The 25,112-nt window shown below is 40.9% G+C and carries 22 protein-coding genes and 1 tRNA gene; 10 read left to right on the top strand and 13 right to left on the bottom strand.

Annotation, left to right across the window (positions count from 1 at the left end; translation table 11 throughout):
• The first annotated feature begins 171 nt into the window (after positions 1-171).
• A complete protein-coding gene (locus UYC_RS0106605) occupies positions 172-1,296 on the top strand; it encodes a hypothetical protein (protein ID WP_016873950.1) in 1,125 nt (374 codons plus the stop codon).
• Here UYC_RS0106605 and UYC_RS0106600 read toward each other — a convergent pair.
• The 8 genes from UYC_RS0106600 to argF all read right to left on the bottom strand — a co-directional run bounded on the left by UYC_RS0106600 (position 1,289) and on the right by argF (position 9,029).
• Entirely contained in the window at positions 1,289-1,756 is a 468-nt protein-coding gene (locus UYC_RS0106600) for a DNA phosphorothioation-associated protein 4 (RefSeq protein ID WP_016873951.1), read from the bottom strand. The genes UYC_RS0106605 and UYC_RS0106600 overlap by 8 nt on opposite strands.
• Positions 1,757-1,813: 57 nt before the next feature.
• Positions 1,814-2,365 (bottom strand): Uma2 family endonuclease, encoded by a 552-nt coding sequence (locus tag UYC_RS0106595; RefSeq protein WP_016873952.1) that lies wholly within the window; start codon positions 2,363-2,365, stop codon positions 1,814-1,816.
• Positions 2,366-2,469: 104 nt separating this feature from the next.
• Entirely contained in the window at positions 2,470-3,027 is a 558-nt protein-coding gene (locus UYC_RS0106590) for a Uma2 family endonuclease (protein ID WP_016873953.1), read from the bottom strand.
• A 190-nt stretch (positions 3,028-3,217) separates the two neighbouring features.
• Positions 3,218-5,290: an AAA family ATPase gene (locus UYC_RS0106585; protein WP_016873954.1), complete on the bottom strand. Its 2,073-nt coding sequence runs from the start codon at positions 5,288-5,290 to the stop codon at positions 3,218-3,220.
• Positions 5,287-5,460 (bottom strand): hypothetical protein, encoded by a 174-nt coding sequence (locus UYC_RS38810; RefSeq protein ID WP_016873955.1) that lies wholly within the window; start codon positions 5,458-5,460, stop codon positions 5,287-5,289. The genes UYC_RS0106585 and UYC_RS38810 overlap by 4 nt, the downstream gene beginning before the upstream one ends.
• A 225-nt stretch (positions 5,461-5,685) precedes the next feature.
• A complete protein-coding gene (locus UYC_RS0106575) occupies positions 5,686-7,206 on the bottom strand; it encodes a DNA phosphorothioation system restriction enzyme (RefSeq protein WP_016873956.1) in 1,521 nt (506 codons plus the stop codon).
• Between the two features lie 108 nt (positions 7,207-7,314).
• Positions 7,315-7,920, bottom strand: coding sequence for a transcriptional repressor LexA (gene lexA / locus UYC_RS0106570; protein ID WP_016873957.1), 606 nt, complete (start codon positions 7,918-7,920; stop codon positions 7,315-7,317).
• A gap of 188 nt (positions 7,921-8,108) precedes the next feature.
• The gene (gene argF / locus UYC_RS0106565) at positions 8,109-9,029 is read right to left on the bottom strand and encodes an ornithine carbamoyltransferase (RefSeq protein ID WP_016873958.1); all 921 of its coding nucleotides are present in this window, start codon (positions 9,027-9,029) and stop codon (positions 8,109-8,111) included.
• A 348-nt stretch (positions 9,030-9,377) separates the two neighbouring features.
• On the opposite strand from argF, the gene UYC_RS0106560 reads away from it, so the two are divergent.
• From UYC_RS0106560 to UYC_RS0106550, 3 genes are all read left to right on the top strand, one after another.
• Positions 9,378-9,449: transfer RNA gene (locus UYC_RS0106560), tRNA-Thr, on the top strand.
• A gap of 899 nt (positions 9,450-10,348) precedes the next feature.
• A complete protein-coding gene (gene crtW, locus UYC_RS0106555; RefSeq protein ID WP_016873959.1) occupies positions 10,349-11,161 on the top strand; it encodes a beta-carotene ketolase CrtW in 813 nt (270 codons plus the stop codon).
• Positions 11,162-11,184: 23 nt separating this feature from the next.
• On the top strand, positions 11,185-12,462 hold the full coding sequence (locus UYC_RS0106550; RefSeq protein ID WP_016873960.1) for a glycosyltransferase: 1,278 nt from the start codon (positions 11,185-11,187) through the stop codon (positions 12,460-12,462).
• A 33-nt stretch (positions 12,463-12,495) separates the two neighbouring features.
• On the opposite strand, the gene UYC_RS0106545 is transcribed toward UYC_RS0106550, so the two are convergent.
• The 4 genes from UYC_RS0106545 to bchH form a co-directional block, all read right to left on the bottom strand.
• Positions 12,496-13,164 carry a Uma2 family endonuclease gene (locus tag UYC_RS0106545; protein WP_016873961.1) on the bottom strand — a complete coding sequence of 223 codons (669 nt, stop codon included), beginning with the start codon at positions 13,162-13,164 and terminating at the stop codon, positions 12,496-12,498.
• A 77-nt stretch (positions 13,165-13,241) separates the two neighbouring features.
• Positions 13,242-13,376, bottom strand: coding sequence for a hypothetical protein (locus UYC_RS39845; RefSeq protein ID WP_268743988.1), 135 nt, complete (start codon positions 13,374-13,376; stop codon positions 13,242-13,244).
• Between the two features lie 149 nt (positions 13,377-13,525).
• Positions 13,526-14,077, bottom strand: a complete 552-nt coding sequence (locus UYC_RS0106540; RefSeq protein WP_016873962.1) for an alpha/beta hydrolase — start codon at positions 14,075-14,077, stop codon at positions 13,526-13,528.
• A 119-nt stretch (positions 14,078-14,196) separates the two neighbouring features.
• On the bottom strand, positions 14,197-17,862 hold the full coding sequence (bchH, locus tag UYC_RS0106535; protein ID WP_016873963.1) for a magnesium chelatase subunit H: 3,666 nt from the start codon (positions 17,860-17,862) through the stop codon (positions 14,197-14,199).
• 229 nt (positions 17,863-18,091) lie between these two features.
• Here bchH and UYC_RS0106530 point away from each other — a divergent pair, with 229 nt between their 5' ends.
• On the top strand, positions 18,092-19,036 hold the full coding sequence (locus UYC_RS0106530; protein WP_016873964.1) for an N-acetylmuramoyl-L-alanine amidase: 945 nt from the start codon (positions 18,092-18,094) through the stop codon (positions 19,034-19,036).
• On the opposite strand, the gene UYC_RS38530 is transcribed toward UYC_RS0106530, so the two are convergent.
• Positions 19,037-19,246: a hypothetical protein gene (locus tag UYC_RS38530; RefSeq protein WP_162140484.1), complete on the bottom strand. Its 210-nt coding sequence runs from the start codon at positions 19,244-19,246 to the stop codon at positions 19,037-19,039.
• Positions 19,247-19,716: 470 nt separating this feature from the next.
• Here UYC_RS38530 and UYC_RS35375 point away from each other — a divergent pair, with 470 nt between their 5' ends.
• The 5 genes from UYC_RS35375 (at position 19,717) to UYC_RS0106500 (ending at position 25,003) form a co-directional block, all read left to right on the top strand.
• Complete coding sequence (locus UYC_RS35375) at positions 19,717-20,016, top strand: hypothetical protein (RefSeq protein ID WP_016873966.1); 300 nt, start codon at positions 19,717-19,719, stop codon at positions 20,014-20,016.
• Between the two features lie 349 nt (positions 20,017-20,365).
• Positions 20,366-20,839: a hypothetical protein gene (locus tag UYC_RS0106515; protein WP_016873967.1), complete on the top strand. Its 474-nt coding sequence runs from the start codon at positions 20,366-20,368 to the stop codon at positions 20,837-20,839.
• Between the two features lie 156 nt (positions 20,840-20,995).
• The gene (locus UYC_RS0106510) at positions 20,996-21,445 is read left to right on the top strand and encodes a hypothetical protein (protein WP_016873968.1); all 450 of its coding nucleotides are present in this window, start codon (positions 20,996-20,998) and stop codon (positions 21,443-21,445) included.
• 8 nt (positions 21,446-21,453) lie between these two features.
• Positions 21,454-22,278, top strand: a complete 825-nt coding sequence (locus UYC_RS0106505) for a fimbrial biogenesis chaperone (RefSeq protein WP_016873969.1) — start codon at positions 21,454-21,456, stop codon at positions 22,276-22,278.
• Positions 22,279-22,399: 121 nt separating this feature from the next.
• The gene (locus UYC_RS0106500) at positions 22,400-25,003 is read left to right on the top strand and encodes a carboxypeptidase-like regulatory domain-containing protein (RefSeq protein ID WP_016873970.1); all 2,604 of its coding nucleotides are present in this window, start codon (positions 22,400-22,402) and stop codon (positions 25,001-25,003) included.
• Positions 25,004-25,112: the final 109 nt, after the last annotated feature.

Genomic DNA, 25,112 nt, shown 5'->3' with positions numbered 1-25,112 from the left:
GCTCTCCAATATTTAAAAGGTTTACTAAATAGGCTTTGACGGGCAATGCCCACCCTTGAAATAGCTTAAAATCTCTACATTTCAAAACTCCAGTTGCTTTCAATCCGATATCATTCTGCTGTATGAGTAGTGATATTGAAGGTTTGGGCTTTTAACTTTGGGGGAGGTTTAATGAGGCAGGTATTAACAAAAGTCCTAACGCTAGTGGGGATTGTGGTGTTTCAGGAAGTCTTGATGATTTCCAATAGTAGGGCTGAGACTTTAAAGTTAACTCCAGAAAGTCTTGATTGGGAACGTCTCACCTTTGCCCATAATGAGGATGAACGGTGTAAAAAATCAGACGATCCATTTGTAGTACCAGCTTATATTTTTTCAACCCCTGACAGTAAGACGATTTCGTCACCTGCCCTCAAAATTATTGGTTCTTACACAACAGCTCCGCAAGAGCACAAACAATGCGTCGATCAATCTCAGTATCGCCCAGTGCTCTCCCTCACAAATCGCGAAAAATTGCAGTACGGTTTTGAGGATAGAGGGGATGAACAGATTTTTGTTGCTAATGTACGTCATGTGCGAGCTGGCAATCATTCGCATACATGGTATGTTGCTAGCATTCCAATCAAATCTGTAACTAACATGACTTTCCAAGTTGCGATGCGGCAAGAACCAGTTTTAGGGGTACGCGGTATGCATAGCCAAATACGTATAGCTTTTGATGAACCAGTTATCCTCAAGCAACAGTTTCCAGTTGATACAAAGGAAGAAATTCGAGTTAACGAACTAATTTTCTCTTTCCAAGGCGTCACTAAGTCTGGTGTGCAGTTAGATTTAACTCGTGGTGTAGATGGCTCCTCCCTATTGGCAGGGGGTATTTATACAGCCAACGCCAAGTTATACGATGCATTTGTAAATAATTCCACTAAATCTATGCGGCAATTCCTTCTCAATTTGCCGCGCGATCGCATGATTGCATATATAAAAAAATTTATCACCAAAAGCAATTATCAGCGCTTGTCTCATCGTTTTAGTCTTTTTGGCAGCAATTGCAATAGTAATCAATACTATATTCTTGACAAAGTTATGAACAAGTTTTACACTACTGCCCAAAAGGAGAATCGCAGCAAAGTTGTTTTTTGGGATCCTGATCAAGCACAAAAAGGTCTTAAGGTACGTGGTCTCTTAGTAAAAGAAATCACTCCTCATGAAAGAGAAGCAGGAGCACGGGTATTTCTTGCAACTTTTGGTATTTCTGGAGCAAATTTTGCGTCGTTGCGAGCGAGAGAAACTATCAATTAACTTCAGAAAGAAATTTACTTAAATCAAATTCTTCTTTTTTTTCTTGCTTAAATCTTTCAGAATTCAGAATCAATAAAAGTCGCTCTGAATAGTCTACTGCTCCTCGCAATTCATTTTGCAAAATTTCAAGTCCACCATTAGCATATTCTTCAAAAATATGTATGCGTTGCTCGTCGGCTATATCGTTATCACCCAGTATTTGAATTTCTTTGGTTTCAGTAATAGCCAACAAATTAATTAATGCAGAAAAGCCAATCGCAAAATAATCCTGTCGTAGCGGAGATAAATCTTTAGCTATTGCCTCCAGAGGAATTCTTTTTTTATGCTTTGCACCCAAAGCAGCAGCAAATGCTATGACTTCTACATAAGTTTGAAAAGGGCCAGTTGTATCCTTTGATGCTACTAATGCTTTTACTAATTCTACTTTGTCTTTAGCAATCCTAATTCTATTTGCTGGCATTATTTTGTGAGTGACTATGTTGCAATTTTAACTGAAATCCAAAAGCGATCGCTACACCTAAACAAACAAATTATCCACTGGCATTAACCATCCAGGCATAGCAGGTTCAGCTTCCGCTAGTTCTCCACGAGAATATAGTTGCGGTTGTTCGGGATTGCTGGCACGATAAACTCGAATTACTTCTTCTTTAAGTACATCTACATCCCACACTACCAACGTACCTGCTGCAAAATAATCACGACGCTTTGCTGCCATATCTTTTTCTGCTGCTTCACCATAGTCATTTTCACTCCTGACTTCAGCAGCAAAAATAGGCGCACCATCAAGAAACTTTCCACCTGTTGGTTTCCCGGTGTAGAATGCAGCATCGGGACTGAAAGAACGACGGTTCGGAAGATTAACAATAAAGCCTACATTATCAGGCAAAGCATAACCGCTTTTAGTACGGCGTTCATACTCGCGCAAACTCACATAAATTTCGCCGCTTGCACGCCCTGGCAAAAATCCCGTTGGAGACATTAATACTAATTTCCCATTCACAATTTCCGCTTTGCAGTTTTCAGGTAAGTGGTACAAATCTTCAATTTTAGCTTCAGTGTTTATACTCATAAAGCCTATTTGCCAAAGCGATCGCACTCTGTTGTTTTCACATCCTAACCTGCGGGAAAACGCAAGGTAATTTTCAGGCTGACAGAAATTAAAAAATGCGAATGCTAAGGAAATAATTCCTTTACCCGCACCTCAACTTCTGGAAAAGCAACCAATGAAAGCGTCGCATTCTCATCTAGAGTGATTTCTTGAGCATAGCTGTTATCTGTCGGTTCGCGAAAAACATAGACTTGCCGCATATTCACATCTAAAACCCAATAATCTGCTATTTTAGCTTTTGCATAGGTACGTGCTTTTTGCTTGCAATCTCGATTTAAAGTCCGATCTGCTACTTCTACTAACAAGAAAATATCATCGGTTGTAGGATGACCGTCAAGATATTCGCGGGAGTCAAAACGAACAACAGCAATATCTGGCTCAGGTTCTGAGTTAGGAGGCAGTGTCACAGGTAATTGAACCCGAATATCAGCTCTATTTGCTAGCAGTCGGCTAAGATATTTCCATGTACGTTGCGTAGTAGCAGCGTGGGGGGGTTGTTGGGGACTCATTTCCAAAATTTGCCCTTCGAGTAATTCCACTTTGTCTTCAGTGGTAAGAATTTCCGCCTCAATCATTCTGTGGTAATCATCTATCGTCCACAAGTGCAAACCTGTTGTAGTCATAAGCTTTCGGTTCCCTTATGTAAATAGCTTATCTGACATTTTGCACCATTCTCAACAAGAGCCAGAGGCTCTAATTCTCGTTACCAGGTTGAACCTGGTAATGAGGGTGTTGGGCTGCCGCCTCCAGGTTGTTACCTTTTATTTACTTAAAAACAATTATTTGGCTGAATTCAATTTCAACTCTATACCATTAATCCTCTCGATTAACTTCAATAATTTCTGTATACTCAAACTCGTTCGGGCTTTGTCTTACCAAGGGATATTTTTCTCCTGCGAGTTCAATATAATCTTGTTCGCAGTCTGGTTTAGAAGAATAATAAATTAGTACATATTGCTTGCCTATTCTGTTTGCTATTTCTACTTCTACTTCACCCCGCCACTGGGTTTTAGTCACCATCACCACTAGTTGATTCGCCAATCTAGGAATTATTTTGGCGATTTGCCGCCGATATTGTTCATCTAAGCTACCAAAAGGCGAATCCATCACAATGGGGAAGGTGCTGCTATCGGGAATCATGAGAATATTTTTGCGATCGCTCCATTCCCGCACGCGATCGATAATGCTAGCAATAAAAGATAAACTGAGGATTTGATTTTCGCCTGTGGAAGCAGCAACAGATGATTCTATCCCTGTTGTATTTTCCACCAAAGTCAGTTCATACTTTTCACTAATTTTCGGAAGATAAGGCGTAAATGAAATTTCACCAAATATCTCTTGCACTCGCTTTTCTAGTTGCAAGCGAAATTGCGTTTCTTGACGAACTTTAACTTCTGCTAGCCTATCAATAGCATCTTGGGTAGCAGCAATTCGGCGTTGGGCTAGTGCTTGCCTTTCTTCATTTAATTTCTGCTTGGCAATCTGCTTGCTTAAATCTTCCAAATCTGTTTTTAAATGCAAGCTTTGCTGCTCGTTTCTGCCTCTATCTAAAGTTAACTCTGTGATTTTCTCCTCAATCTCATCCAAACGCTTTTGCAAACTACTGATTTCTTCATTAGTATCTTTTCGCAATCTATCTTCAATATTATCTATCTCTATCTCTATTTGTGAGATACTTTTTCTTAACTCATTAATTTTCGCCTGTTCTCTGTCAACCTCTTCCCAGAATGCTGCGGCTTGCTTATCAATTTCATCAACTTGAGCACTCATGCGAATAGCTGTTTCTTCCACCGTAGAAGAACCTGCTTTATCCAATAATTTTCTAACATTTTCGTGAGAATGGCTTCCCTCGTGTAAATCTGCTCCACATATACAGGTTCTAGATTTTAGTAATTCATTGACAAATTCTTTAGAAATACCAGGAGACAACTCGCCCTTTTGCTTCAACTCATCTAAAATTCTACGGAAATTTACAGTTTTTTCTGGAAGTAGAATAGTGTAACCACGTGTAGAAATAACTTTCTTTAATGTTTCTCTAATTTGTTTAAGAGTATCTTGGTAAGAATTTTTTTGCTTTTCTAAATCTTGCCGTCTTTCTTCTAATTCCTTCGCAGCGTCAAGTTCTCTCAATCTATGGCTTGTTTCTTTTTTTAACGTTTGTTGATATTCTAACTCTTGGCTAATTTCCTGTTGTTGCTTGTCGATGAATTCAATCTCTCGTTCAATTTTTGTCTGCTGTTGTAAAAGCTGTTTAATCCCAGAATCTCCAATAACTTTCAACTCATTCTCTAAACTTTTTTTTGCTTCTTTTAAATGATTAATAGAACGGTTAATTACCTCTACACCTAAGAAAATTTTTGTTGCTTCAGCAATTTCCGCTTTTTTATCAGAACGAACAATTTCTTCAATGCGTTCGCCATCAAAAAAGAAATATTGATGTAAACTAGCAGGTAAAATTTGATTAATTATATCTTCTGGCTTCTGATCTGGTAAATTCCATCTACCATCATCTCCAGCAAATTGTAAATATAATTTTGTTTCGCCAACTTCAAAGTCAGTTGAATTTTTATAAACCCGAAATTCTCGTTTTACTCGGTAGCGTATACCGTCATGCTCCCATGCAATCTCTACCCAACATTCCACAGGTTGTCCAATTTTTGCTTCTGCTACTGCACGCTTATTTACTAACTGTTCAACAGAAGCAAAAGCGGCACTAAATTTCTCGTATAACACCCAAGTAAATGCATTGAGCAAGCTAGTTTTACCTGCACCATTATTGCCGTGAATAATTGTTGTATTGCAATCATCTCCATGAGCCAGGATGATCTCTGGCGTTTTTCCATAGAAGGAGCGAAAGTTGCAAAGCTTAATTGAAGTTAGCTTCATCTTACGGCATCCTTCACAATCCTCAAAATATCATCATTAATATGGCTGTTAAGTTTTTTATCTAATCTAATTTTTTCTAATTTGCATACCTGTTCAATAATTTGCCGTACTTCTGCCGGGGCACTGGTGATTGGCTCTTGAACATCATCAATGTTTGCTTCTTTATTCATTGCTGATTAAATTAATGTAATATTTTTTGATTTTAAACATGGAAACCGCAGCGATCGCATCCGTAGAGCCACTGTTTCCTTTGTTTCTTGGCATTAGTTTGAATGTCAATCAAAGTAAAATTTATTCTTTAAAGACTATAAGATGGGCACTGTCCATAAGTAAAAATAAGAGTTTGGGGAAAGTTAGGCAGTGCCCATCCTACAAAAATTGCTTAACTTCTGCCTTCAAATATCCAATAAACCATATCGCTTTTGTAAATCAAGTAACTTGATTCTTGCTTCGCCTGCATTATCTGCCAAATCAGCAAACTCTACAAAGCGTCGCAATTCTTTTCTTAATAAATTACGTTCTACTTCTAAAGTTTTTCTATCTAAATTCGGTGGTAAAACTATCATGTCAAATATCGTAGCGCGTTCCTTACCTGGATGCGGACGCAAAACTCGTCCGCGTCGCTGAATAAATTGGCGGGGATTAGCAGAACTTGCCAAAATTACAGCTGTTTTAATTGCTGGAATATCTACCCCTTCATCTAAACAGCGAATTGCCACTAACCCTTGTAATTCACCACTTTCAAATTGACGACGCAATACTTCCCGTTCTTGTAAAGACGTTTGTGCCGTATAGGTACTTACTCTATAACCCAGTTCCACCCCTAAAATTTTGGCAACAGCTTTAAGTTGGTGCAAGCTAGAACGGTGCCCCATTTCTTGGGCACCATCACCACAATAAAAGAGTGTGTGACTTGTTCCGCGGCGATTTGCCATTAATTCTCGTAGAGCATTTAATTTATTTTCTGCCGCACCAATTAACCTCGCTCTTTGCATCAATAAAGGCTTTAAATCTTCGTTATCTTCTAAGTCACCTACTTCTATATTTTCCTTCTCTCGATATAGCAATGCCCTACCAATTTTCTGCGTTAATTTTGCATAGGCACGGCTTTCCATCTCTGTTAACTCTACTAAAATTGGATAGTAAAGATAATGAACTAAAGCACCTTGATTAATAGCATCTTTTAAAGTTAATTCTGGTTGGAGAACTGAGCCGAAATAATCAAATAATGATTGAGTTCCAGCTTCATCAAAATACCTTTCTGGTGTAGCAGACAATCCCAGTCGCAAGCCCACAAATCTTGGTAAACTTTCTTCTAATTTAGATGCACCTAAGTTATGAGCTTCATCGCCAATAATTAAAGTTTTTTCGGGAAAATATTTAAGTTGAGATTGAAATCCATCCCCAATTAAAGTAGAGTTGGTAGTAATTACTGTCAAAAATGCTTGCGAACCAGAATGCACATTATAAAGTTGAGTAGACAGTTGACTTTGCCAAGTGCGTAAATTTTCAAAAGCTAAAATGGGTTGTAAATTAAATTTTTCACATTCTCTTGCCCATTGAGTCACAAGATGACGGTAAGGGCATACTATTAGCAACACTTGCAAGTTAATTTGCTTGTATAACTCACAAGCAACCGAGAGTGCCGTAATTGTTTTACCGCTACCTGTTGCCATTTTCAGCGTGCCTCTACCATTGTTAGCAAACCAACTATTGATAGCTTGGCGCTGATATTGCCGTAATTGCAGAGATGCTGGCATCCGCGGGCAGCCCGGTAATGGTTGCTGGGTTTGATAGCTGCCTTTGCTCTCGCCTGCAAATGGTAATTTGAGACGATATTGCTGTGGGGGAGAAACTCCCACAGCAACCTTGCGGGAAGTAGGCGGTTGCTTGACTCGATACTGTGCTAGATACATCGATACTAAACAGGGATTGGTGAGTGGGGAGTGGGAAGTAGCAAGAAATTAAAAATTTTTAATTTTTAATTTTTAATTGATTTGTTCCTACTCCCCATTCCCCATTCCTTAGTCGTAACTGCGCCAGACTGCAATCAGGGAACCTTGCACTTGCACCTGCATCGCAGGCACTTCGATGGGGTTGTACTTGGGGTTAGCAGGTTTGAGAGTGACGCGATCGCCTTGACGATAAAATCGCTTTAATGTTGTACCGTATCCATCTACTCTAGCGGCAACAATGGTACCATTTTTGAGTTGATCTGGTTCTGGTACTGGGCGCAAGAATACCAAATCTCCATCGACGATGGAATCTTCAATCATGCTATCGCCTGCTACCCGCAAAGCATAAGATTGAGGAGGTAAGGACAAATTAGAAAAATCTAGATGCTCGACTGCATCGGTGAAAGGTTCTATTAAACCACCAGCAGCAATTGTACCCAAAATCGGTACACCTTGTTTTAAGGAACGCAAAATTCTAATCGTTCGTGCCTTCCCTTCACTCCATTCGATATATCCCTTAGTTCTTAAATGTTCCAAACGACTTTGAATTGGTGCAGGCGACTTCAAATTCATCGCCTGCATCATCTGCCGAATTGAAGGCGAATGTTGGTGTTCTCGAATGTATTCTGCCAACCATTCGTAAAGTTCTCTTTGCGCTTCCGTTAGTCTTTCCATATATTTGTAGGGATGAAAATACAAATGTCCCTAGAACATTAGTACTACAAAAAACATCCCAATGGAAAGTAAAAATTTAAAAGTTAAAAGAAAATACTTTTGACTAAAGAAGGATAAAGGATGAAGGCTAAAGGATTAAATATTTTATTCCTTCATACTTTACACTTCATATTTCATCCTTCAGTTTTTTACTCTGCTCCTAAAATACTAGCAAGTAATGCCTTTTGAACGTGCATCCGATTCTCCGCCTGATCCCAAACTCGTGAGTGGGAACCTTCAATGACGTCATCGGTAATTTCTTCGCCGCGATGAGCTGGTAAGCAGTGTAAAACGATCGCTTCTGAGTCAGCCAGGCTCAACAAATGCTCGTTGATTTGATAGGGTTGGAAGATAGGCATTCGGTCATCTGCTTCTGCTTCTTGCCCCATACTTGCCCAAACATCAGTATAAAGTACATTTGCACCTTTTGTTGCTGCTTCGGCGTCGTGAGTGAGAATTACTTGCGTTTTATTATTAGTGATCGCCTGTGCTTTTTCAACAATTGTCGTGCTTGGCTCAAAACCCTTCGGCGTGGCTACTCTAACGTTCATCCCTACCAAAGCACAACCCAGCATTAAGGAATTAGCGACGTTATTGCCATCGCCTACATAAGTCAAGGTTAACCCAGCACAGGTGCCAAATGTTTCTTGAACTGTCAATAAATCTGCTAAAACCTGACAGGGATGCTCCAAATCCGTGAGAGCATTAATTACAGGTATCTTGGCATAATCAGCAAAAATTTCTAATTCTTGTTGCGCAAAAGTGCGAATTGCCAAAATATCCAAATATCTATCCAGAACCCGCGCTGTATCTTGTACAGGTTCACCGCGACTTACTTGTGTCACATTCGGATTCAAGTCTATTACTTGTCCACCCAGTTGGTACATCGCGACAGTAAAACTCACTCGTGTTCGAGTGGAAGCTTTGGAAAATAACAGCCCCAAAACTTTATTACACCGTAACCTCAACTGTTGAGATTTTAGTTGAGTTGCCATTTGCAGGAGTTCTTGAACCTCTTGGGAACTGAGGTCTGCTAGACTTAATAAATCTCGTCCGCTCAACGCTGCCATGCTTCTAATCTGTAAAGAAAAATGTTATCTTTAGCGTTCTGTACGCAGCTGTGCAAAAAGTAATGCTTTAAAACTGTACCAAATATTTTTGTGTCTAGCCTACAGTGTCAGGTGGCTTTGACTTAATAAATGAGATTATGAATTTTACCAACGATCAAAACCACGTTTTTTGCCTTTTTAGTTATATATTGCTAAAAAACCAGCGATTTAGAAATCATCAAGAATTTTAGAACCGAAGATATTTTTTGCATATTTTATTTACAATCAGCTTTTTTGTGCTATTATTGTTAATCGGTGTGATGCTTAAGAACTTTGTTGTTCTTGAAGATTCATCTTCACCAAAGTCCTGCCAGCATAGCACAGCGGTAGTGCATCCGACTTGTAATCGGAAGGCCCTCGGTTCAAATCCGAGTGCTGGCTTTAAACCCGAAAGCCTTGTTGTACATTTACTGCTCAGTCAACAAGAGGAGAGGGTACTTGAGCAATTTGGTGATGTAACACAATAGGTACATTACAGATAAGTTTACACGCTTGCGATCGCAAGTGTTGTTTCCAAAAAAAATTTAGTTAATTACTAGCGAGTACTAGCTGTGTTTGCCATTGCTTATTGAAGTAACAGTGGTAAGAACTACTCAAATTTTTGAGCAGTCTTTGGTAATATCTATTCTGTTGCTCCTCACACCACAGCAATAGCTGAGTACTTAATATTATTACCGTGTACTTTTATATAAAATGCAAATATATTCCTCTTCAAATAGTGGTATTTTGTCACTCTGAAGCATTGAGAATTGCCACAAGTATAAAAAAGTTATGAATACCTCAACTGCTAAAAAAATAGGTCAATTGGGAATTGATGATCAGAAAATATATTTTTGCTAGATATCAAAACAATATTCATTCATGAGAAGGGATATTGCTTAATAATTTTGTGTTCGTCAATACAAATATATTTAACATTACCCTATTTCAAAAAGCAGAGGAACTCCATTCAGCAACAGTGTTACTTGTAGAAAAAATCAAGTTTGTATGGGAGAACTTTTACCAGTAACTAGTAACATTACCCCTATATTGCTCTTGCTTAATTACATCTGTTTTCAAGCCTCCAGTAATAGAAGATTTTATGCTTGAAATTTAAATACTCGTGTATAAATAAACATTTAGGATGACTTACAAGTAAAACTACAGATAGAAAGCAAGAACTTATTAAACCGATAGGATGAAGGCATTAACAAAGTAATTAATTGGTAGATTTCTAGCTTCATAGAAGTCAAGTAATTTAGTTTTTTGTTTAGAGTTCGGTTAGTTAAACCGAGCTAAAAATGCTGCAATTAACACTTGAGTTTGATTACATGAGGAGTATCAGTTTGAATATCTGCGATCGCCCACTCTTTAACGCTGTAGAGTTTAAGCAAATTGTCCCTAAAAAAGATTCTATTGCTGGGCTTATAGTTGCTTTACTTATTATTACTATTTGGGCAGCTAGTTTGTCTGTTCTACTTTATTTTGATGTCACCAAATTTTCAAATTGGTTAATACCAATCGCTATAATTTGGCAAACGTTCCTGTACACGGGACTATTTATTACTGCCCATGATGCTATGCATGGAGCGGTCTACCGAAAAAATATCAAAATTAATAATTTTATTGGTTCATTATCTGTAATACTTTATGCCTTTTTTTCGTATCGTCAGCTTTTGAAAAAACATTGGTTACATCACCATCATCCTGCTAGCGAAAATGACCCTGATTTTCATGATGGACAGAGAATTAATGGAATTTTTTGGTATTTCCACTTCATGAAGGAATACTGGAGTTGGCATCAATTTATCGGAATGACTATCATCTTTAATCTGGCTAAATATACTTTGCAAATTTCTAACCAAAATCTCATCTTATTTTGGATTATTCCTCCCATTTTAAGTTCTATTCAACTGTTTTATTTTGGTACTTTTTTACCCCATCGAGAACCCAAAGAAGGATACGTTCGTCCCCATTGCGCCCAAACAATTCCATTGCCAGTTTTTTGGTCATTCATCACTTGCTACCACTTTGGCTACCACCAAGAACATCATGAGTTTCCTCAGGTACCTTGGTGGCAACTTCCAAGCGTTTACAAACAGAAAATTCAATAACTTATTAGCTTTTGACTTAACTTATGACTCACTTTGGCATTATTTGCCCGCCCTATCCTGGGCACCTGAATCCCCAAGCGGCGTTAGCACGAGAACTCCAATTACGCAGTCATCGCGTCACCTTCTTGCAAATTCCAGATTTAGAATCAAAAGTACAATCGGAAGGGGTAAATTTTTATCCGATTGGCGAAGCAATTTATCAACCTGGCTCAATGGCTGAAACCTTCGCTCAATTGGGAAAATTAAGCGCAATCAAGGCGCTGGATTACTCCCTTGACTTTTGCCAACAAATGGTTGAGATAGTTTGCCAAGATGCACCCAAAGCGATCGCAAAAACAGGGATTGAAGTTTTGCTGGTGGATCAACTCGAACCCGTTGGCGAAACGATCGCAGAATATCTCAATCTTCCGTTTATCTGTATTTCTTGCGCTCAGGTAATTCATCGCCGAGCCGATGTTCCTCCTTTCTTTACTCCCTGGAGTTACCAGAATACGCATCTAGCAAAAATCCGCAATCAAGTAGCCTATTACTTTTTAGATCGCAGTTGCCAACCGATTTTACAAGCGATTAATCGCTACCGCCAAGAATGGAAGTTGCCAGATTACCGTCACATCTACGCTTCCAATGCACGACTTGCCCATATTAGCCAACAGCCTCGGTTGTTTGAGTTTCCCATTCCCGATCTGCCATCGCATCTCCATTATGTAGGGCCGTTGCGAAATGCTTCACCAAAATTCGTTTCCTTCCCCTACGAAAAGTTAACCGGACAGCCTATGATTTATGCCTCCTTGGGAAGCGTGCAAAATACCAAGGAAGCAGTATTTCGTTGCATTGCTGCCGCTTGCGATGGATTGGATGTGCAACTGGTAATCGCTCATGGAGGTGGGATGAGTGCAGAGGCAGTGCGATCGCTGCCAGGTTCCCCCTTAGTAGTCAAGTATGCTCCCCAACCGGAGATACTAGCGCACGCTCGTCTGACGATAACTCATGCAGGCATGAATACAACATTGGATTCCTTCAGCTACGGCGTACCTGTAGTGGCGATTCCGATCACGTTTGAGCAACCAGGAACTGGTGCGCGCATTCGCTCGACAGGAGTAGGAGAAGTGCTTTCTCTGCGAAAACTAAATATTTCCAGACTGCGATCGCTAATCAAGCGAGTGTTGACGGAAAATTCTTACAAAAAGAATGCCCAGAGAATTCAGCAGTCAATTCAACTCTCAGGTGGCGTAAAACAAGCAGCAAATATCATTGAGCGGGTTACTCAATCCCAACGTTCAGAAGTTGTAGAAGCCATATAAACAATGTGGCTTAACTCCATTGCGAAGTCGCGGCTATTGCTTTCGCTCATCGGCTGCTTTCAACCCCTGCTCAAATTCGTCAATAGCTTGAATTGAATCCGAGATTGTCAGACATTGCTCTAGCAAAGAAATGTCTAATTCTGGCAGTATCTCACTTTTAGAGAGAGCTTCATACCCATAAGTATCAGGGTAAACAGTGGCTTGCTCTTTTTGGGAATTATCCCGTAAATGGTATAACTTAAACTGGTTTCTCTCCCAAAACCAGACTTCTGCAACTCCTAATCTTCGGTAGATTTCCAGTTTGCTTACACTCCCACTGGTCAAAACTACTTCTATAGCTAAATCTGGTACTTTTTTTTCTTCACCTATGCAGTAACACTCGTCTGGTTCTGCACCAGCTTTTCTTGCTTTGTTTTTAAAAGTAGAACTTCCCATAGGTACAAACCGAATACGCTTGCTGTAGAAGAAACGCTCTAACAGCATCCCTAAATTCGTTTTGATTTTTTCATGTCTGATTGATGGCGACACTATCTCTAATATTCCATCTAAATAATTAACACGGTAATGAGAGTTATTTTCTAGTTTTGCCAGTAGCGATTCATAGCTTTCCCAACTCACACCACTACTGATAAACCTTTCTTCTGGATCGTTACTATGACCCAATTCTGGCTCATCAATTAGTTCTTTAAGGCTGTTGACCATTGTCATCTCTCCTATTAATTTTTGAGATAAAGGTGAGTTTTGCGTTTATTTCATGCTGATTTCTCCATAACATCTGTTTAGATATTATCGTGAAATAAAGTGATCGCTTGGGCGTTAATCCGCGCTAAATGTCTTACAGTACAAGCTTCTAACCCAATGTCGCCATACCCATATAACACGACATTAAATAAGGCGATCGCTCGTTTTTTCATCCCTAGAGTGAAATGCGATCACCATATCCAGAATTTTGACTTGCCGCTCTCAAAACTTTAGTTTAGGTACTCAGTTCATTAAGCGGTGATTTTTTTAGTACAGGTTAAAAATTACCGCTTACTCAACACTAGGAGCCGTTAAATAGCCCTTAGAAGATTTTCGCCAGGTTACTTAATCGCTCATAAACAGGGATCAGGCGATCGCCATGTATCTCCACAGAAGCATGAGGATAGTTACGAATTGCTCCTAGTAGCGTCACTTCACCACTTTGACTAATGGATGCACTCAAAGCGGAGTGTAGTGCCTGCTTGTCTAATGGTTTGTCAGGAGGACGAACTACCTCACCTACTTGACTGACTAAAATTGGCCCTGCCCAGCTGGACATCACACTATTTAAAAAGCCGCGATCGGCCTTGATTCCTGCCGTTAGCGCCTTACGAGCTAATGCGGGGTCTTGTTTAGCAGTTTGCAAATAAGCTTTTAGTATGGGGGTAGTCTTGCCAGTTTCTACAAACTGAGTTAATTCTTTAACAGAGACTGGCCCTCGAAAATTACCATACTTTAAAACTACCTGTTCAGCAGCGTTAGCATTAGTACTTGAGAGTAAAACACTAGCGCCCACTCCTAAAGCTACTGTCTTACTAAGCAATGTGGTAAATTTGCATCCGCTCAGTCGATTCAGAAGGAGAAAAATTTGCATTTTAACGAACTCCCTGGTAGTGCAAAGCGCACAACGGCATAAATTCCTAAATGTTATTTAACTTTTGGAGAAAGCATATCTACCACGTTAGCTAAATTCATCTGGTTTGCGAGATTTTTTTAGATTGCCACTCCTTCCAATTCCTCATCTGTCAACTCATATAAATCGCGTAACTTTTGTAACCTCTCCTCACTCGCTTGCCAAAAACCGCGTCCATGGGCTTCTAACATTCTTCCCACAATATTGCGGAAGGCTTCTGGGTTTGCCTTTCGCAACCTTTCTGCCATTTCTGGATCTAACGCATACGTATCTGCTGCCTGGTCGTATACCCAATTATCAGTAAAATCCGCAGTGCCACCCCAACCAATCAACGCCGTCATCCGTTGAGAAATCTCAAAAGCACCGCCAGAGCCTTGAGTTGCCATTGCTTCTGCCCACTTGGGGTTGAGCAACTTAGTACGATATTCCATCCGCAGCAAATCGTCTAACTTGCGGGGTGTGGTATCTTTCGAGAAACTTTCCACAAAGTTAGCTGTAACTTTTTTGCCGCGAATTTTTTCTGCCGCTTTCTTCAAACCGCCTGTATTGGCGTAATACTCCTGAATATCGGTTAAACCGTATTCTACTGAGTCAATTTCTTGGACAATGCGATCGCACTTTTGCAACAATGTCTTTAGCACTTCTGGTCTAGCTTGTCCCTTATCTTGCCTGCCGTAACTAAAAGCATTGCGACTTTGCCAAGTATTGCCCAACTCCTCACCAGATTCCCAGTTACCATCGTTAACGCGATCGTTTACCAGCGAACCAAAATCACCCGCCGGATTAGAAAACAATCTTGCCGATACATTTTCCACCCCTTGCGCCTTCAAAGCTAAAGCGTGTTTTCTAATAAAATTCTGCTGTTCTGGTTCATCCGCCTCAGCTGCCCGTTGAAACAAATCATCCAATAACTCAATCACATTCACAAAACTATCGCGGAAAATCCCCGACAAATTCGCCAACACATCAATCCGAGGATGTCCTACTTCTGCCAAAGGTTTTAATTCATACCGAACAATTCTTCCTGTCCCTTCCTTCACAGGTTCAGCACCAACCAACTCCATGAGAATACCCAGAGACTCACCCTTAGTTTTAATTGCATCTAATCCCCATAGCATCACCGCTACAGTTTCCGGATAATCCCCGTGTTCTTCCAGGTGTTGAGAGATAATTTTTCGACCGATTTCCTGTCCGCGTGCATATGCTGCCGGAGAAGGCATTCTGTAAGGATCTAAAGCATGAATATTCCTACCTGTAGGCAACACACCAGCCCCATCCCGTAACAAATCACCACCAGGTGCAGGCGGAACATACTCTCCATTTAAACCCCGCAAAAGATTCTTTAATTCATCAGTGGTTTGCATTAACAACTGCTGAATTTCCAACTCCTCTTCTTCTTTGCGTCTTTGCGGTTCGTTTTCAAAATAAGCTTCCAAATACGCCGCCATTTCCTCCTGATTCGGCGCTTCACCCAACGTATGCAACCCAGAAGAAAACAGGCGAGTTTCTAGAACTTGCAAATACTCATACAAATTCACTAGATAATCATTAAAAGCATGAGCGCTAAACATCCGAATATTCTCTGGAGTAAAAGGAATTCCCAAACGTTTAGCATCCTCAAACGGACAATCCGCATCTAAACCAGTATCAACAATCTTTTTGCAAATAGCTTCTTTTAAAGCATAATTCTTCTTTGGATCTTCTCGATACTCTGAGATTAAATCTCGCAGCGCCACTAATTCTTTATACAAACCTGCTCGACCGTAGGGTGGTACATTGTGGGAAATTAACACCCCATAACCGCGACGTTTCGCCAAAATCGATTCAGAAGGATTATTTGCCGCATATATATATAAATTGGGCAAGTCTCCCAACAAAATATCAGACCAAGAATAACCCGTATTTCCCAAAGGCGAACCCGGCAACCATTCCACCGTGCCGTGCATACCAAAGTGAACTACGGCATCAGCTTGAAACTCATGTTGCAGCCATTTGTAGAAAGCAGCGTATTGGGGATGGGGCGTTAAATCTCGCTCAAACATCAAGCGCATCGGATCGCCTTGGATTCCCAATGGCGGCTGCACACCTATCCAGACATTCCCCAACTGCACGCCACCAATGTGAAATTCATCGCCATAGGTTTTAATCCCAGTACCCGTGAGAGATTTCCATTGCTTTTCAATGCGCGAGGTGCGGAGATATCCTAGCCATTTTTCGAGGGTACGGACATTTACTGACGCGGGGAAGGTTTCTGTCTCTGCGTCATTTAAAGCTTCATCCGCTTCTTTGACTGCACGAATCAACTCTTCCCCATCTTCGGGCAAATTGCTGATCGCGTAACCTTGCTCTTTGAGTGCTTGGAGGAATTTCAAGAGACTGCGCGGTACATTCAACAATGCAGCTGTTCCTACCGCACCGTAACCAGGGGGAAATCCATAGAGAATAATCGCTATTTTTCTTTCATTTACAGGTTTGCGCCGCAGATTAATCCAGGTTTTCACTCTGCCAATTAAGCGTTGTACTCGTTCGGGAACTAAATAAATGTTTTCTCCCACCAAACCACCAAGGGGAACAGTGTCAATTGCGCCGTCAAGCTCAGGCAAAGCGTATAAAACAACACTTTGTAAACCACCGACACCTTGGCGTGTCCAAGAGTAGATGTCTTGAATTAAAAGAGGAGCAGCTACTATGTACGGAACATTCTTAGCAGAGAGGATGCGTTTTGCTACTTCCACTTGTCGTCCCGCTTCCATAGAACCAGCAGGCCCCCCAACTAAGGGAAAACCAATAGTTGAGACGATCGCATCCACTTTTACTGCCTCATTGGAAAGAGAGGCAATTTCTACATTCCCGATTTGGCGTTGCTGAATTTCGTAGTCGCTTGTCATCCAGTCACGGACAGCAACGTGTCCTTCTACACCGTTGATGAAAATAGGTAAGGGGATTAACCCTGCTTCCTCAAAACGGCGAATTAGCTGATTAATGTAGGGTTGTTTGGTGATGACGTGCTTGCGGTAGAGGAGAATGCCAACAACTGGGTTTGTAGAGACGCGATTAATCGCGTCTCTACAAGATTTTTCATACCACTCCAGATACTCGCGTGGCGATTCAAAAAACCCTTGATAATCGGGATGAAGTAATCCCATGTTGGGGGTTTCAATGGGTGGGGGAATATCGCCGACTTTTAAACCCAAATATTTTTCTGCCAGTGTCCAGAAGAGTGCAGCTACATTTTCCGGCCCGCCAGCGTTCCAGTAACCATATATAACTAGCCAGTTGCGTAAGTCTTGGACTTTTTGCACTGGCACAAATTTTAAGAGTTTTGGCCCTATCTTTAAAAAACTTATATAACCAGCAAGTCTGTCTTCTTCTCGTCCTTGACTGAATTTGTCAAGGATAAATTTCACTGGTTTGGGCATTCCTTTCGGTTTATCACCAATGCTAAAGGCTCCCAGTTTGGTGAAACTCATCAATTCTAGTGCTGACTCGAAGACAAGACGAATGGGAATGTTAGCAAGACGATCGCGTAACCACAATACCTGATCGTAATCAAATATTAAGCTGCCAAAAAATACGTCAGCACCAGCGAGTGCTGCTTCTACTTCAGCCCGCTTGCTGGTAATATCGCGATCGCTAAATACCCGAATATCCAACTCCGGACAACTAGCGATCGCCAAATCAGCCGCCTTTCGATACAAGTCGGCGTTGAAAGATTCAAATCCTGCAATCAAGACGATACGTTTCATGCCCCAGAGCTAAGAAATATTTCTTCATCTTGATTTTAATTGACGCTATTGCCAATCGCTAATTGTTAATTGCTAATGGCTTTCACTTGAGGGGCGATCGCCAATAAAAGTAGTTATCTTGATTATGTGTGCTTTTTTTGACAATATATTAACTAGTTATTTACAATGACTTGACCCAAACAGTAAAATAGAACGCCTCTTTTCTGGCTAATAAGCGAGGGAGAATCCAATGAAATATGGAATAGACATCGGGCATAATTGTCCTCCAGATACTGGAGCCAGAGGGATAAAATTTGAGGATAATTTGACTGTTGATGTCGGTAATAGAGTAATAGCCAAATTAAAAGCATTAGGGCATCAAGTTGTTGAATGCAAACCAACAAGCGCTAGTACAGTCGGAGATTCTCTTAGAAAAAGATGTGCAAAGGCTAATGCTAGCAATATAGATGTTTTTGTATCTATTCATTTTAATGCCTTTAACCGTCAAGCCAATGGCACGGAAGTATTTGCAGCTAGTGATGCAGGAAGAAAAATAGCGAAATCTGTATTAAATGAAATAGTCAAATTAGGCTTTTTTAATCGTGGTGTTAAGAATGGTAGTCACTTATACGTAGTTAGAAATACAGATATGACTGCAATTTTAGTCGAAGGGTGTTTTATTGATTCGCAAAAAGATATGGCTCTGTATAATCCAGAAGCAATGGCAAATGCGATCGTCAAAGGCTTAACTGGAAAATTACCTGACAATATTCCTGTCGATCCGGTAGAAGACGAAGAACAAAATCCAGACGTCACAATCCAGAGGCTGCAAAAAGCTTTAAATCGACTTAAAATCACTGATCAAGATGGTAAACCCTTAGCAGAAGATGGAGCAAACGGCCCAAAAACGCGATCGGCAATAGAAAAATTCCAGAGAATCGTAGATATTCAGCAGACTGGAAATGCAGATCAAAATACATGGAATGCAATTAACCAGATATTGGCGAAACGAATAATTAGAGTGAATCACGCAGGTGGTGTTGCCGTTAGATACTTGCAATACCGTCTAGGTGTTGGTGTAGATGGTATCTACGGGCCACAAACTGAGACAGCTGTTAAAAAATATCAACAACAAAATGGATTGACTGCTGATGGAATTATCGGGCCTATCACCTGGCAGAAATTAATTGGTTAGTCATTGGTCATTGGTGAGCCACCGCTGTGGGGAGCCAGTGCGGTGAAGCAGCCCCCGTCTTGGCGGTTTCCGGCGATGGGGGACTGCTGAACCCGGAGGGTGGACGGGTTCCCCGGCATAAAGGAGCCACTGCGGTGGACGGGTTCCCCGGCATAAAGCAAGTGGCGTCACCTGGCGTCGGGTTCCCCGCGTTGTAGCGACTGGCGTCAAGTGGCGTCAACTGGCGTCGGGTTCCCCGACTTGAAGCGACTGGCGTAGACGCCTGGAGGGCGACTTCCCGCAGCGTACCCGCAAGGGTCATTAGTCCTTTGCAATGACTATGACCAACCGTATAAATTCCGTCAAAATCCTAGTTTTTGAAAGAATAAGCCGCTTAAACTCTACCTTATGGAGCAGGACAAGCTACTCCCAGAAGGTTAAACTCTAATATATCGCAGTTATAGAGACAATCAAGCGTCAAGCATTTAGACCAATAATGACAGGATTTTTGGTGTCTTAAGAGGGTAAGATCTAGAAAAACTTCGTTTAAACTATGTGGTAGAACCCTGGCATGACAGAAATTACGATCTTATTTCTAGAAAAGCTCTTATTTACCAAGATAGTTGGTAGAGGATGATGAAATCATTTCATTTATTGAAACACTGAATTACCAACCGCACTTTAATTAAAATTTAGGTTTAATGGTTTCATTAACCTTTATTGACAAAAGTTCCTTTTTAATAATCTTTGGTTTTAGAACTTTGTTGTACTACTCAAACAGTATTCAAGTTGGAGATAAAGTTATAATCCTGCTTCCAGAGTATGTAGCTGGAAAAGTAGGAGAAATCTGGGGTTTAGAGAAACTCTCCGGTGGGCAGTTAAGTGGACGCTGGCTCATTCAAATAGACTCTGACAACATTCTAGTATCGTTAAACCCAGATGAGTTTAAGGTTTTAGATCAGAGTAAAGAATTCCATCACCCTAACGGTAAGGATTTTTAACAGACAGATACTATTGAACCGCGTATTACACTCGAAATGACGCGATCGTCTTTGAGACACGTAGTGAAAAAAGCTCCCCGACTTCTTCGCAAAGTTGGGGAGATGTGTCTTTAAAGCTGATGTGCGATCGCCTTAGCAAGAGCTAAAAACCCGATTCAGTATAATTTGACTCCCAACTTTTAAAACAGGTTTTTAAGATTTTACAAAAATTTTATATACATTGCCTCTGCTGGTGAACTCACGTAGTTTTTGCCTTAGAAGTTCAGTACTGTAAATTTGCTGAAGCTTTAGTATCTTTTAATAGTTAAAGTGTCAGTAAGCGTTGACAAAATTTTAGGAAATTTTGCATATGATTCGTCGTTCTTTATTAACCGCTGCTTTGATACTTGTAGGTAGCGTTGCTCTTGCTCCCAAAACAATGGCTCAAACTGTTGATATTCCTTTTACTGGAACTGTTGGTGGTGCTTGTAATTTTGATCAAGTTACACCTGGTAGTTTGGGAATGAATCAGCCATCTAATCCAACAGCACTAGCTGGTGGCTTTCCTGGTGGAGTATTTGGTAAAGTGTCTGTTACTTGTAATGCTCCTTCTCAACTAACAGTATCGAAACCTATGCAAACTGGAGGCCCTACTTTCACTCCCATGTTTTCAGACGCATTCGTGAACTCACCAGTTGGCTCAACCAATACCACTGGTAATTCTCCCTTGATGCTCCCAGTTGGTAGTCCAACAATGCTAGACGTGGATATGTTTGTAGACAAAGGTAGCCCTCTAACTCCTGGTACTTATGACTACAAAGTAACATTAACCGTCACGCCGTAACAGTTTCGTAAATTGAGTTTCAGCATCCAAAATCTAGAATCCAAAATCATATCAGTAGGGTAGGCATCACTTACCCTACTGTGTTATTTTTAATACCTGAGTTTCTGGTAACTCATGGTTCTATTACAAATACAGTCACGTTCAAAAAATTTCTAAATGATTCCTCGTTTAGCCTTAGTTTCAATCTTTATACTAGCGATTACTGTAGCTCTAGCGTCCAAGACTTACGCTCAAAGTAGCGATACTTGCACCTTTTCTCAAACTTCCTCCGGTGAGTTAGTAGGTGATGGTGGAACTGTGCCAACTCAGTTAGTGAGTTTTAGCACCTCTGGCGGTTCTCCTACGCAAATTTCTGTTAACTGTAAAGAGCCTGTTAATCTCAGTGTATCCGAGCCGATTCAGATTGCCGGGCCAGCTTTCAACCCTGTATCTTCTCTTGTAACTGTCGAAACTGGATACGGTGGCTCAACTAATTCTCGTGGTAGTTCGCCATTACCTTTACCTGTGGGAACCACTCCTCTAGTCATAAATTTATTTATTGATAAAGGAAGTTTGCTTGCACCTGGGAACTATAGATACGGAATTAAATTTACAATTGTGCCCTAACTTTAGATATGGTTCCTAACACTTGGCTCTTTAAAGCTGCTTTTGGGGCTTGTTTCTCCAGCCTAATTTTGTTTTCCGGTAAAGCTTCTGCACAAATGAGCATTTCTCCGTTGGTAATTGAAGCTAAAGCCGATCGCGGACAAGCCCAAGGTATAATCGCAATTACAAATACTAGCAATACTCTCTCTCGCGTGCGTGTTTACGCAGAACCTTTTACTTATAGCCGAGATGCAGGATTTCAAACCTTGCCTGCCAACAGTCCCAACAATCTCACTCCATATCTGCAATTCTCACCGCGTGAGTTAACTATTAAACCAGGAGAAAGTCGGCGGGTACGTTTGATCGGTCGATTAGCTCCCAATCTGGCTGATGGTGAATATCGAGCTGTTGTGTTTAATGAAACTCTGAGTGAATCTAAGGACAGTGCTGGCAATAATGTTACTTTGGCAACACGCATCGGTGTGACTTTCTATGTCCGCAAAGGTAATCTTACTCCGAAATTAGCGGTGGATAATGGCAGTTTCAATACACGGCAAAAGCAGATTCAGCTATTAGTTCGCAACACTGGTAAAGCTACTGTCCGTCCTAGTATAAATTGGATTTTGCGTCGCGGAGGAAGTGTTGTTAAAACTGGCAAAGTAGATGCGACTGCTGTTGTTGCCGAAAGCGATCGCAACTTATTATTCAATTATCCTGGCAAAGAAAACCCTGCTCCCGGTCAATATCAACTTAGTGGTGAGTTGGTATGGAGTGAGAATGACAAAAAAAGTAAACTCCCATTTAATGTGAATGTGACGATTCCGGCATCAACCACTACCTCGGAAAAGAAATAACTTTTGTTATAAATATTACAAGTCATCCTGAGCTTCACACTAGCTTTTGGGAATAATAAGCTTACAAAGACGTTAATTATCAACGTCTTTTTATGTGTTTTTACTTAATGTTTGTAATAATATGCTAAATAAATCACTGGTAGTTAGTAGTTGCTTGCTAGCAGCGATCGCCCTGAGGTGGCAAATAATTATCACACCAGCAAGAGCTAATACTCCTGTTGCTACTTCCGAAACCCTAAAAAACTTAGATGAATTTAGCCTCATAACTGTAGGTATAAATGTGGGTAAACGGAATGTGATTCCCAGTATGTTAGTGCGGGGGAAAGAAAATGGAACTGAAGCAATTGATTTTGAAAATTGGCTTTTGCCCTATGAAGCAGTAATTAAGGCATTGAAATTAAATGTCACTACTTTAGCAGATGGTCAGTTGGAAGTGCGATCGCCTGGGGTTGTGACGCGTATCGATCCGAAAAAACTTCGCACCGATTCAGAATTAGGGTTAGTATTTTCTATTGCAGATTTACAAACGCTGTTTGGGGTAGCAGGGAAATTTGATATTCAAGAATACGCCATTGACTTGGAAATACCTTGGCTAAATCAATCCAACCAACAAGCCGAATTAACAGATACTCCGATAGTTTTAGAAGGATTGCCACATCTTAAACCAGGGAGTTTGAATGTAGCAGCAGTTGAACAAAAAGTTAATGCAAGCAGTACTACTAGTTCATCAACCAATTATCGAGGAGATTTTCTTGCTGTTGGTACAGTTGCAGGTGGTTCATGGTTTACTCGTGTTAATCAACAAGACTTACAAAATCAGCAAACCTGGAATATCGCAGAGGCAGAATTTCTGCGACAAACCAAGCGAACAGATTATTTTGTCGGTTCCCATCCAACTTTTTGGCAAAGTCAGGAATCTGGGGATTACTGGGGTTTTACCTTCATTGAACGCCAAGGATTTGCACCTCCCCAACCCTTTGGGGGCGGTGTGTCAGATCCCCGCCAACGCCTGCAAGCAGCTCAAATTGGACGCACGATTACTGGTGAGGCGAAACCAGGTACTTTAGTGCGGTTAATGCCAGCTTTTGGTGATAGGGTAATTACCGAAGTTTTAGTTGATTCTTCTGGCACTTACCGTTTTGAAAATATCAAAAGTGATAACCAATTCTTTGGTGGTAACTACCGTGTCTTACTTTATCCTGAAGGACGACTGACAGCACAACCAGAAATTCGGGAAGCGACATTTTCTACAGTCTTGGGACAAATTCCTGCTGGTGCTTCCGCTTGGGTTGGCTCTGGTGGATGGCAACGGGAATTTGCTGGAAATGAAAGTCTTTTGGGTGAATTTTCGGAGTTTCGAGGTGGAATAGCCGGGCGTTTTGGTTTATCGGAAAACTTGACGGTAGGATTAGGAGGAGTATATGACGAATCATTGCAAGGATTAGCAGAAGTATTTTATCGTCCGACAAATTTTCCTTTACAGGTAGCAGTTTCAGCACTTGCAGGTAGTGAATTGGATGTAATTGCAGACATTCGTTATGAGCCATCTTCCAAGTTTAGTGCTGTATTTACGAACGATTTTCTTTCTAATCGTTTTAACGTTAATTGGAATGTGTTTTCTGGTTTTAGCTTATTTGCCACTACTGACAGTCGCGATGCTACAGCTGGCGGGGTGCAACTAAACTTTAGCGGTAAAAATTTCTTTACCTTTGCCCGCGCTAGCTTGGATACAGAAAATCACTGGCGCTGGAATGTGCTGCAACGTCTCGGTAAGATGGAACTGAACCAGCAGGGTAGTGAGATTGGTACTCTTTCGGAATTAAGCTACAACTTCTCTCAAAGTGGTATTACCGGAAATTCATTGCTTTTAAATTACGAAACTCGCAGTCTCAATGACGATGATAATTTGCTCTCCTTAGGTTGGCGCTATCGTTCTCCACAACGGGTAATTGATGGTAGTTATCTATGGGAAGCACAACTAGGCTATGGCATTGGTTCTCAAGGTAATGGGATCGTTACCTCACTAGGAACAACGGTACTACCAGGCATGATGTTGCGGGGGCGTTATCAAGGTGTATCCCTGACTTCCGATCAAGCAACTTTCAGTATAGATTTAGTCTCTAACTTGAACTTACAAGGTGGCATTGCGCCAGGGGATATGCGTTCTAATTACTTCCGCACCCAAGGAGGTTTGTTAATTCAGCCCTTTTTTGATCGCAACAATAACGGTAAACATGATGCAGGAGAAAAAGTTTATACAGACAATTTGGGAACTATGTTGGTAGTTAATAACAAACCAATTCAGTCTTTGCAACCAGACATCAAAGGCGATCGCGCTTATGTACGTCTTGCACCGGGAGCATATCGCCTGGATCTCGATCCTGCTGGCTTTCCACCTGATTGGCAAACTGCTATTGATTCCTTAGCTATTGATGTAGTTGCTGGCAGTTACACTCCTGTAATGATACCGCTCATCCGCTCCTACACTCGCTCTGGGGTTGTTACAGATATCCAAGGTAATGCTGTTGCTGGTGCCAGACTAGAAGCGATGCAACCAGGTACAGGAAAACGCAAATTTTCCGTTACGAACAGTGCGGGAGTGTATTATCTGGAAGGTTTACAACAAGGTGACTACGAATTGCTAATTAACGGTAAATTAGCCGGGAGTTTAAAACTTGAAGACTCTTCAGAGGCATTTCAAGAATTGAATATCAAGCAACCGTGAACTACTCAGGGTTTCGCTACGCTACACCCTGAGCTTCCGTACTCACAGGCGAGTGCCGCAGTTTCAAAAAATGGGGCAACTAATATAGAAAAAGCATACAAATACCAAA

Origin of the sequence: Chlorogloeopsis fritschii PCC 6912, assembly GCF_000317285.1 — a bacterium.
Taxonomy (GTDB): domain Bacteria; phylum Cyanobacteriota; class Cyanobacteriia; order Cyanobacteriales; family Nostocaceae; genus Chlorogloeopsis; species Chlorogloeopsis fritschii.
Note: the sequence above shows the minus strand (reverse complement) of the source record. Positions and strands in the feature narration are given on the sequence as shown.

Bases quoted from the DNA above. Each gene is read 5' to 3' on its own strand.
- UYC_RS38810 (WP_016873955.1), bottom strand. From the start codon at position 5,460: ATGAATAAAGAAGCAAACATTGATGATGTTCAAGAGCCAATCACCAGT.
- UYC_RS0106595 (WP_016873952.1), bottom strand. From the start codon at position 2,365: ATGAGTATAAACACTGAAGCTAAAATTGAAGATTTGTACCACTTACCT.
- UYC_RS0106600 (WP_016873951.1), bottom strand. From the start codon at position 1,756: ATGCCAGCAAATAGAATTAGGATTGCTAAAGACAAAGTAGAATTAGTA.
- argF (WP_016873958.1), bottom strand. From the start codon at position 9,029: ATGGCAGCGTTGAGCGGACGAGATTTATTAAGTCTAGCAGACCTCAGT.
- UYC_RS0106545 (WP_016873961.1), bottom strand. From the start codon at position 13,164: ATGGTCAACAGCCTTAAAGAACTAATTGATGAGCCAGAATTGGGTCAT.
- bchH (WP_016873963.1), bottom strand. From the start codon at position 17,862: ATGAAACGTATCGTCTTGATTGCAGGATTTGAATCTTTCAACGCCGAC.
- UYC_RS0106605 (WP_016873950.1), top strand. From the start codon at position 172: ATGAGGCAGGTATTAACAAAAGTCCTAACGCTAGTGGGGATTGTGGTG.
- UYC_RS0106590 (WP_016873953.1), bottom strand. From the start codon at position 3,027: ATGACTACAACAGGTTTGCACTTGTGGACGATAGATGATTACCACAGA.
- UYC_RS0106575 (WP_016873956.1), bottom strand. From the start codon at position 7,206: ATGTATCTAGCACAGTATCGAGTCAAGCAACCGCCTACTTCCCGCAAG.
- lexA (WP_016873957.1), bottom strand. From the start codon at position 7,920: ATGGAAAGACTAACGGAAGCGCAAAGAGAACTTTACGAATGGTTGGCA.
- UYC_RS0106500 (WP_016873970.1), top strand. From the start codon at position 22,400: ATGCTAAATAAATCACTGGTAGTTAGTAGTTGCTTGCTAGCAGCGATC.
- crtW (WP_016873959.1), top strand. From the start codon at position 10,349: ATGCTGCAATTAACACTTGAGTTTGATTACATGAGGAGTATCAGTTTG.
- UYC_RS0106510 (WP_016873968.1), top strand. From the start codon at position 20,996: ATGATTCCTCGTTTAGCCTTAGTTTCAATCTTTATACTAGCGATTACT.
- UYC_RS0106540 (WP_016873962.1), bottom strand. From the start codon at position 14,077: ATGCAAATTTTTCTCCTTCTGAATCGACTGAGCGGATGCAAATTTACC.
- UYC_RS0106505 (WP_016873969.1), top strand. From the start codon at position 21,454: ATGGTTCCTAACACTTGGCTCTTTAAAGCTGCTTTTGGGGCTTGTTTC.
- UYC_RS35375 (WP_016873966.1), top strand. From the start codon at position 19,717: ATGGTTTCATTAACCTTTATTGACAAAAGTTCCTTTTTAATAATCTTT.
- UYC_RS0106585 (WP_016873954.1), bottom strand. From the start codon at position 5,290: ATGAAGCTAACTTCAATTAAGCTTTGCAACTTTCGCTCCTTCTATGGA.
- UYC_RS0106515 (WP_016873967.1), top strand. From the start codon at position 20,366: ATGATTCGTCGTTCTTTATTAACCGCTGCTTTGATACTTGTAGGTAGC.
- UYC_RS0106550 (WP_016873960.1), top strand. From the start codon at position 11,185: ATGACTCACTTTGGCATTATTTGCCCGCCCTATCCTGGGCACCTGAAT.
- UYC_RS39845 (WP_268743988.1), bottom strand. From the start codon at position 13,376: ATGAAAAAACGAGCGATCGCCTTATTTAATGTCGTGTTATATGGGTAT.
- UYC_RS0106530 (WP_016873964.1), top strand. From the start codon at position 18,092: ATGAAATATGGAATAGACATCGGGCATAATTGTCCTCCAGATACTGGA.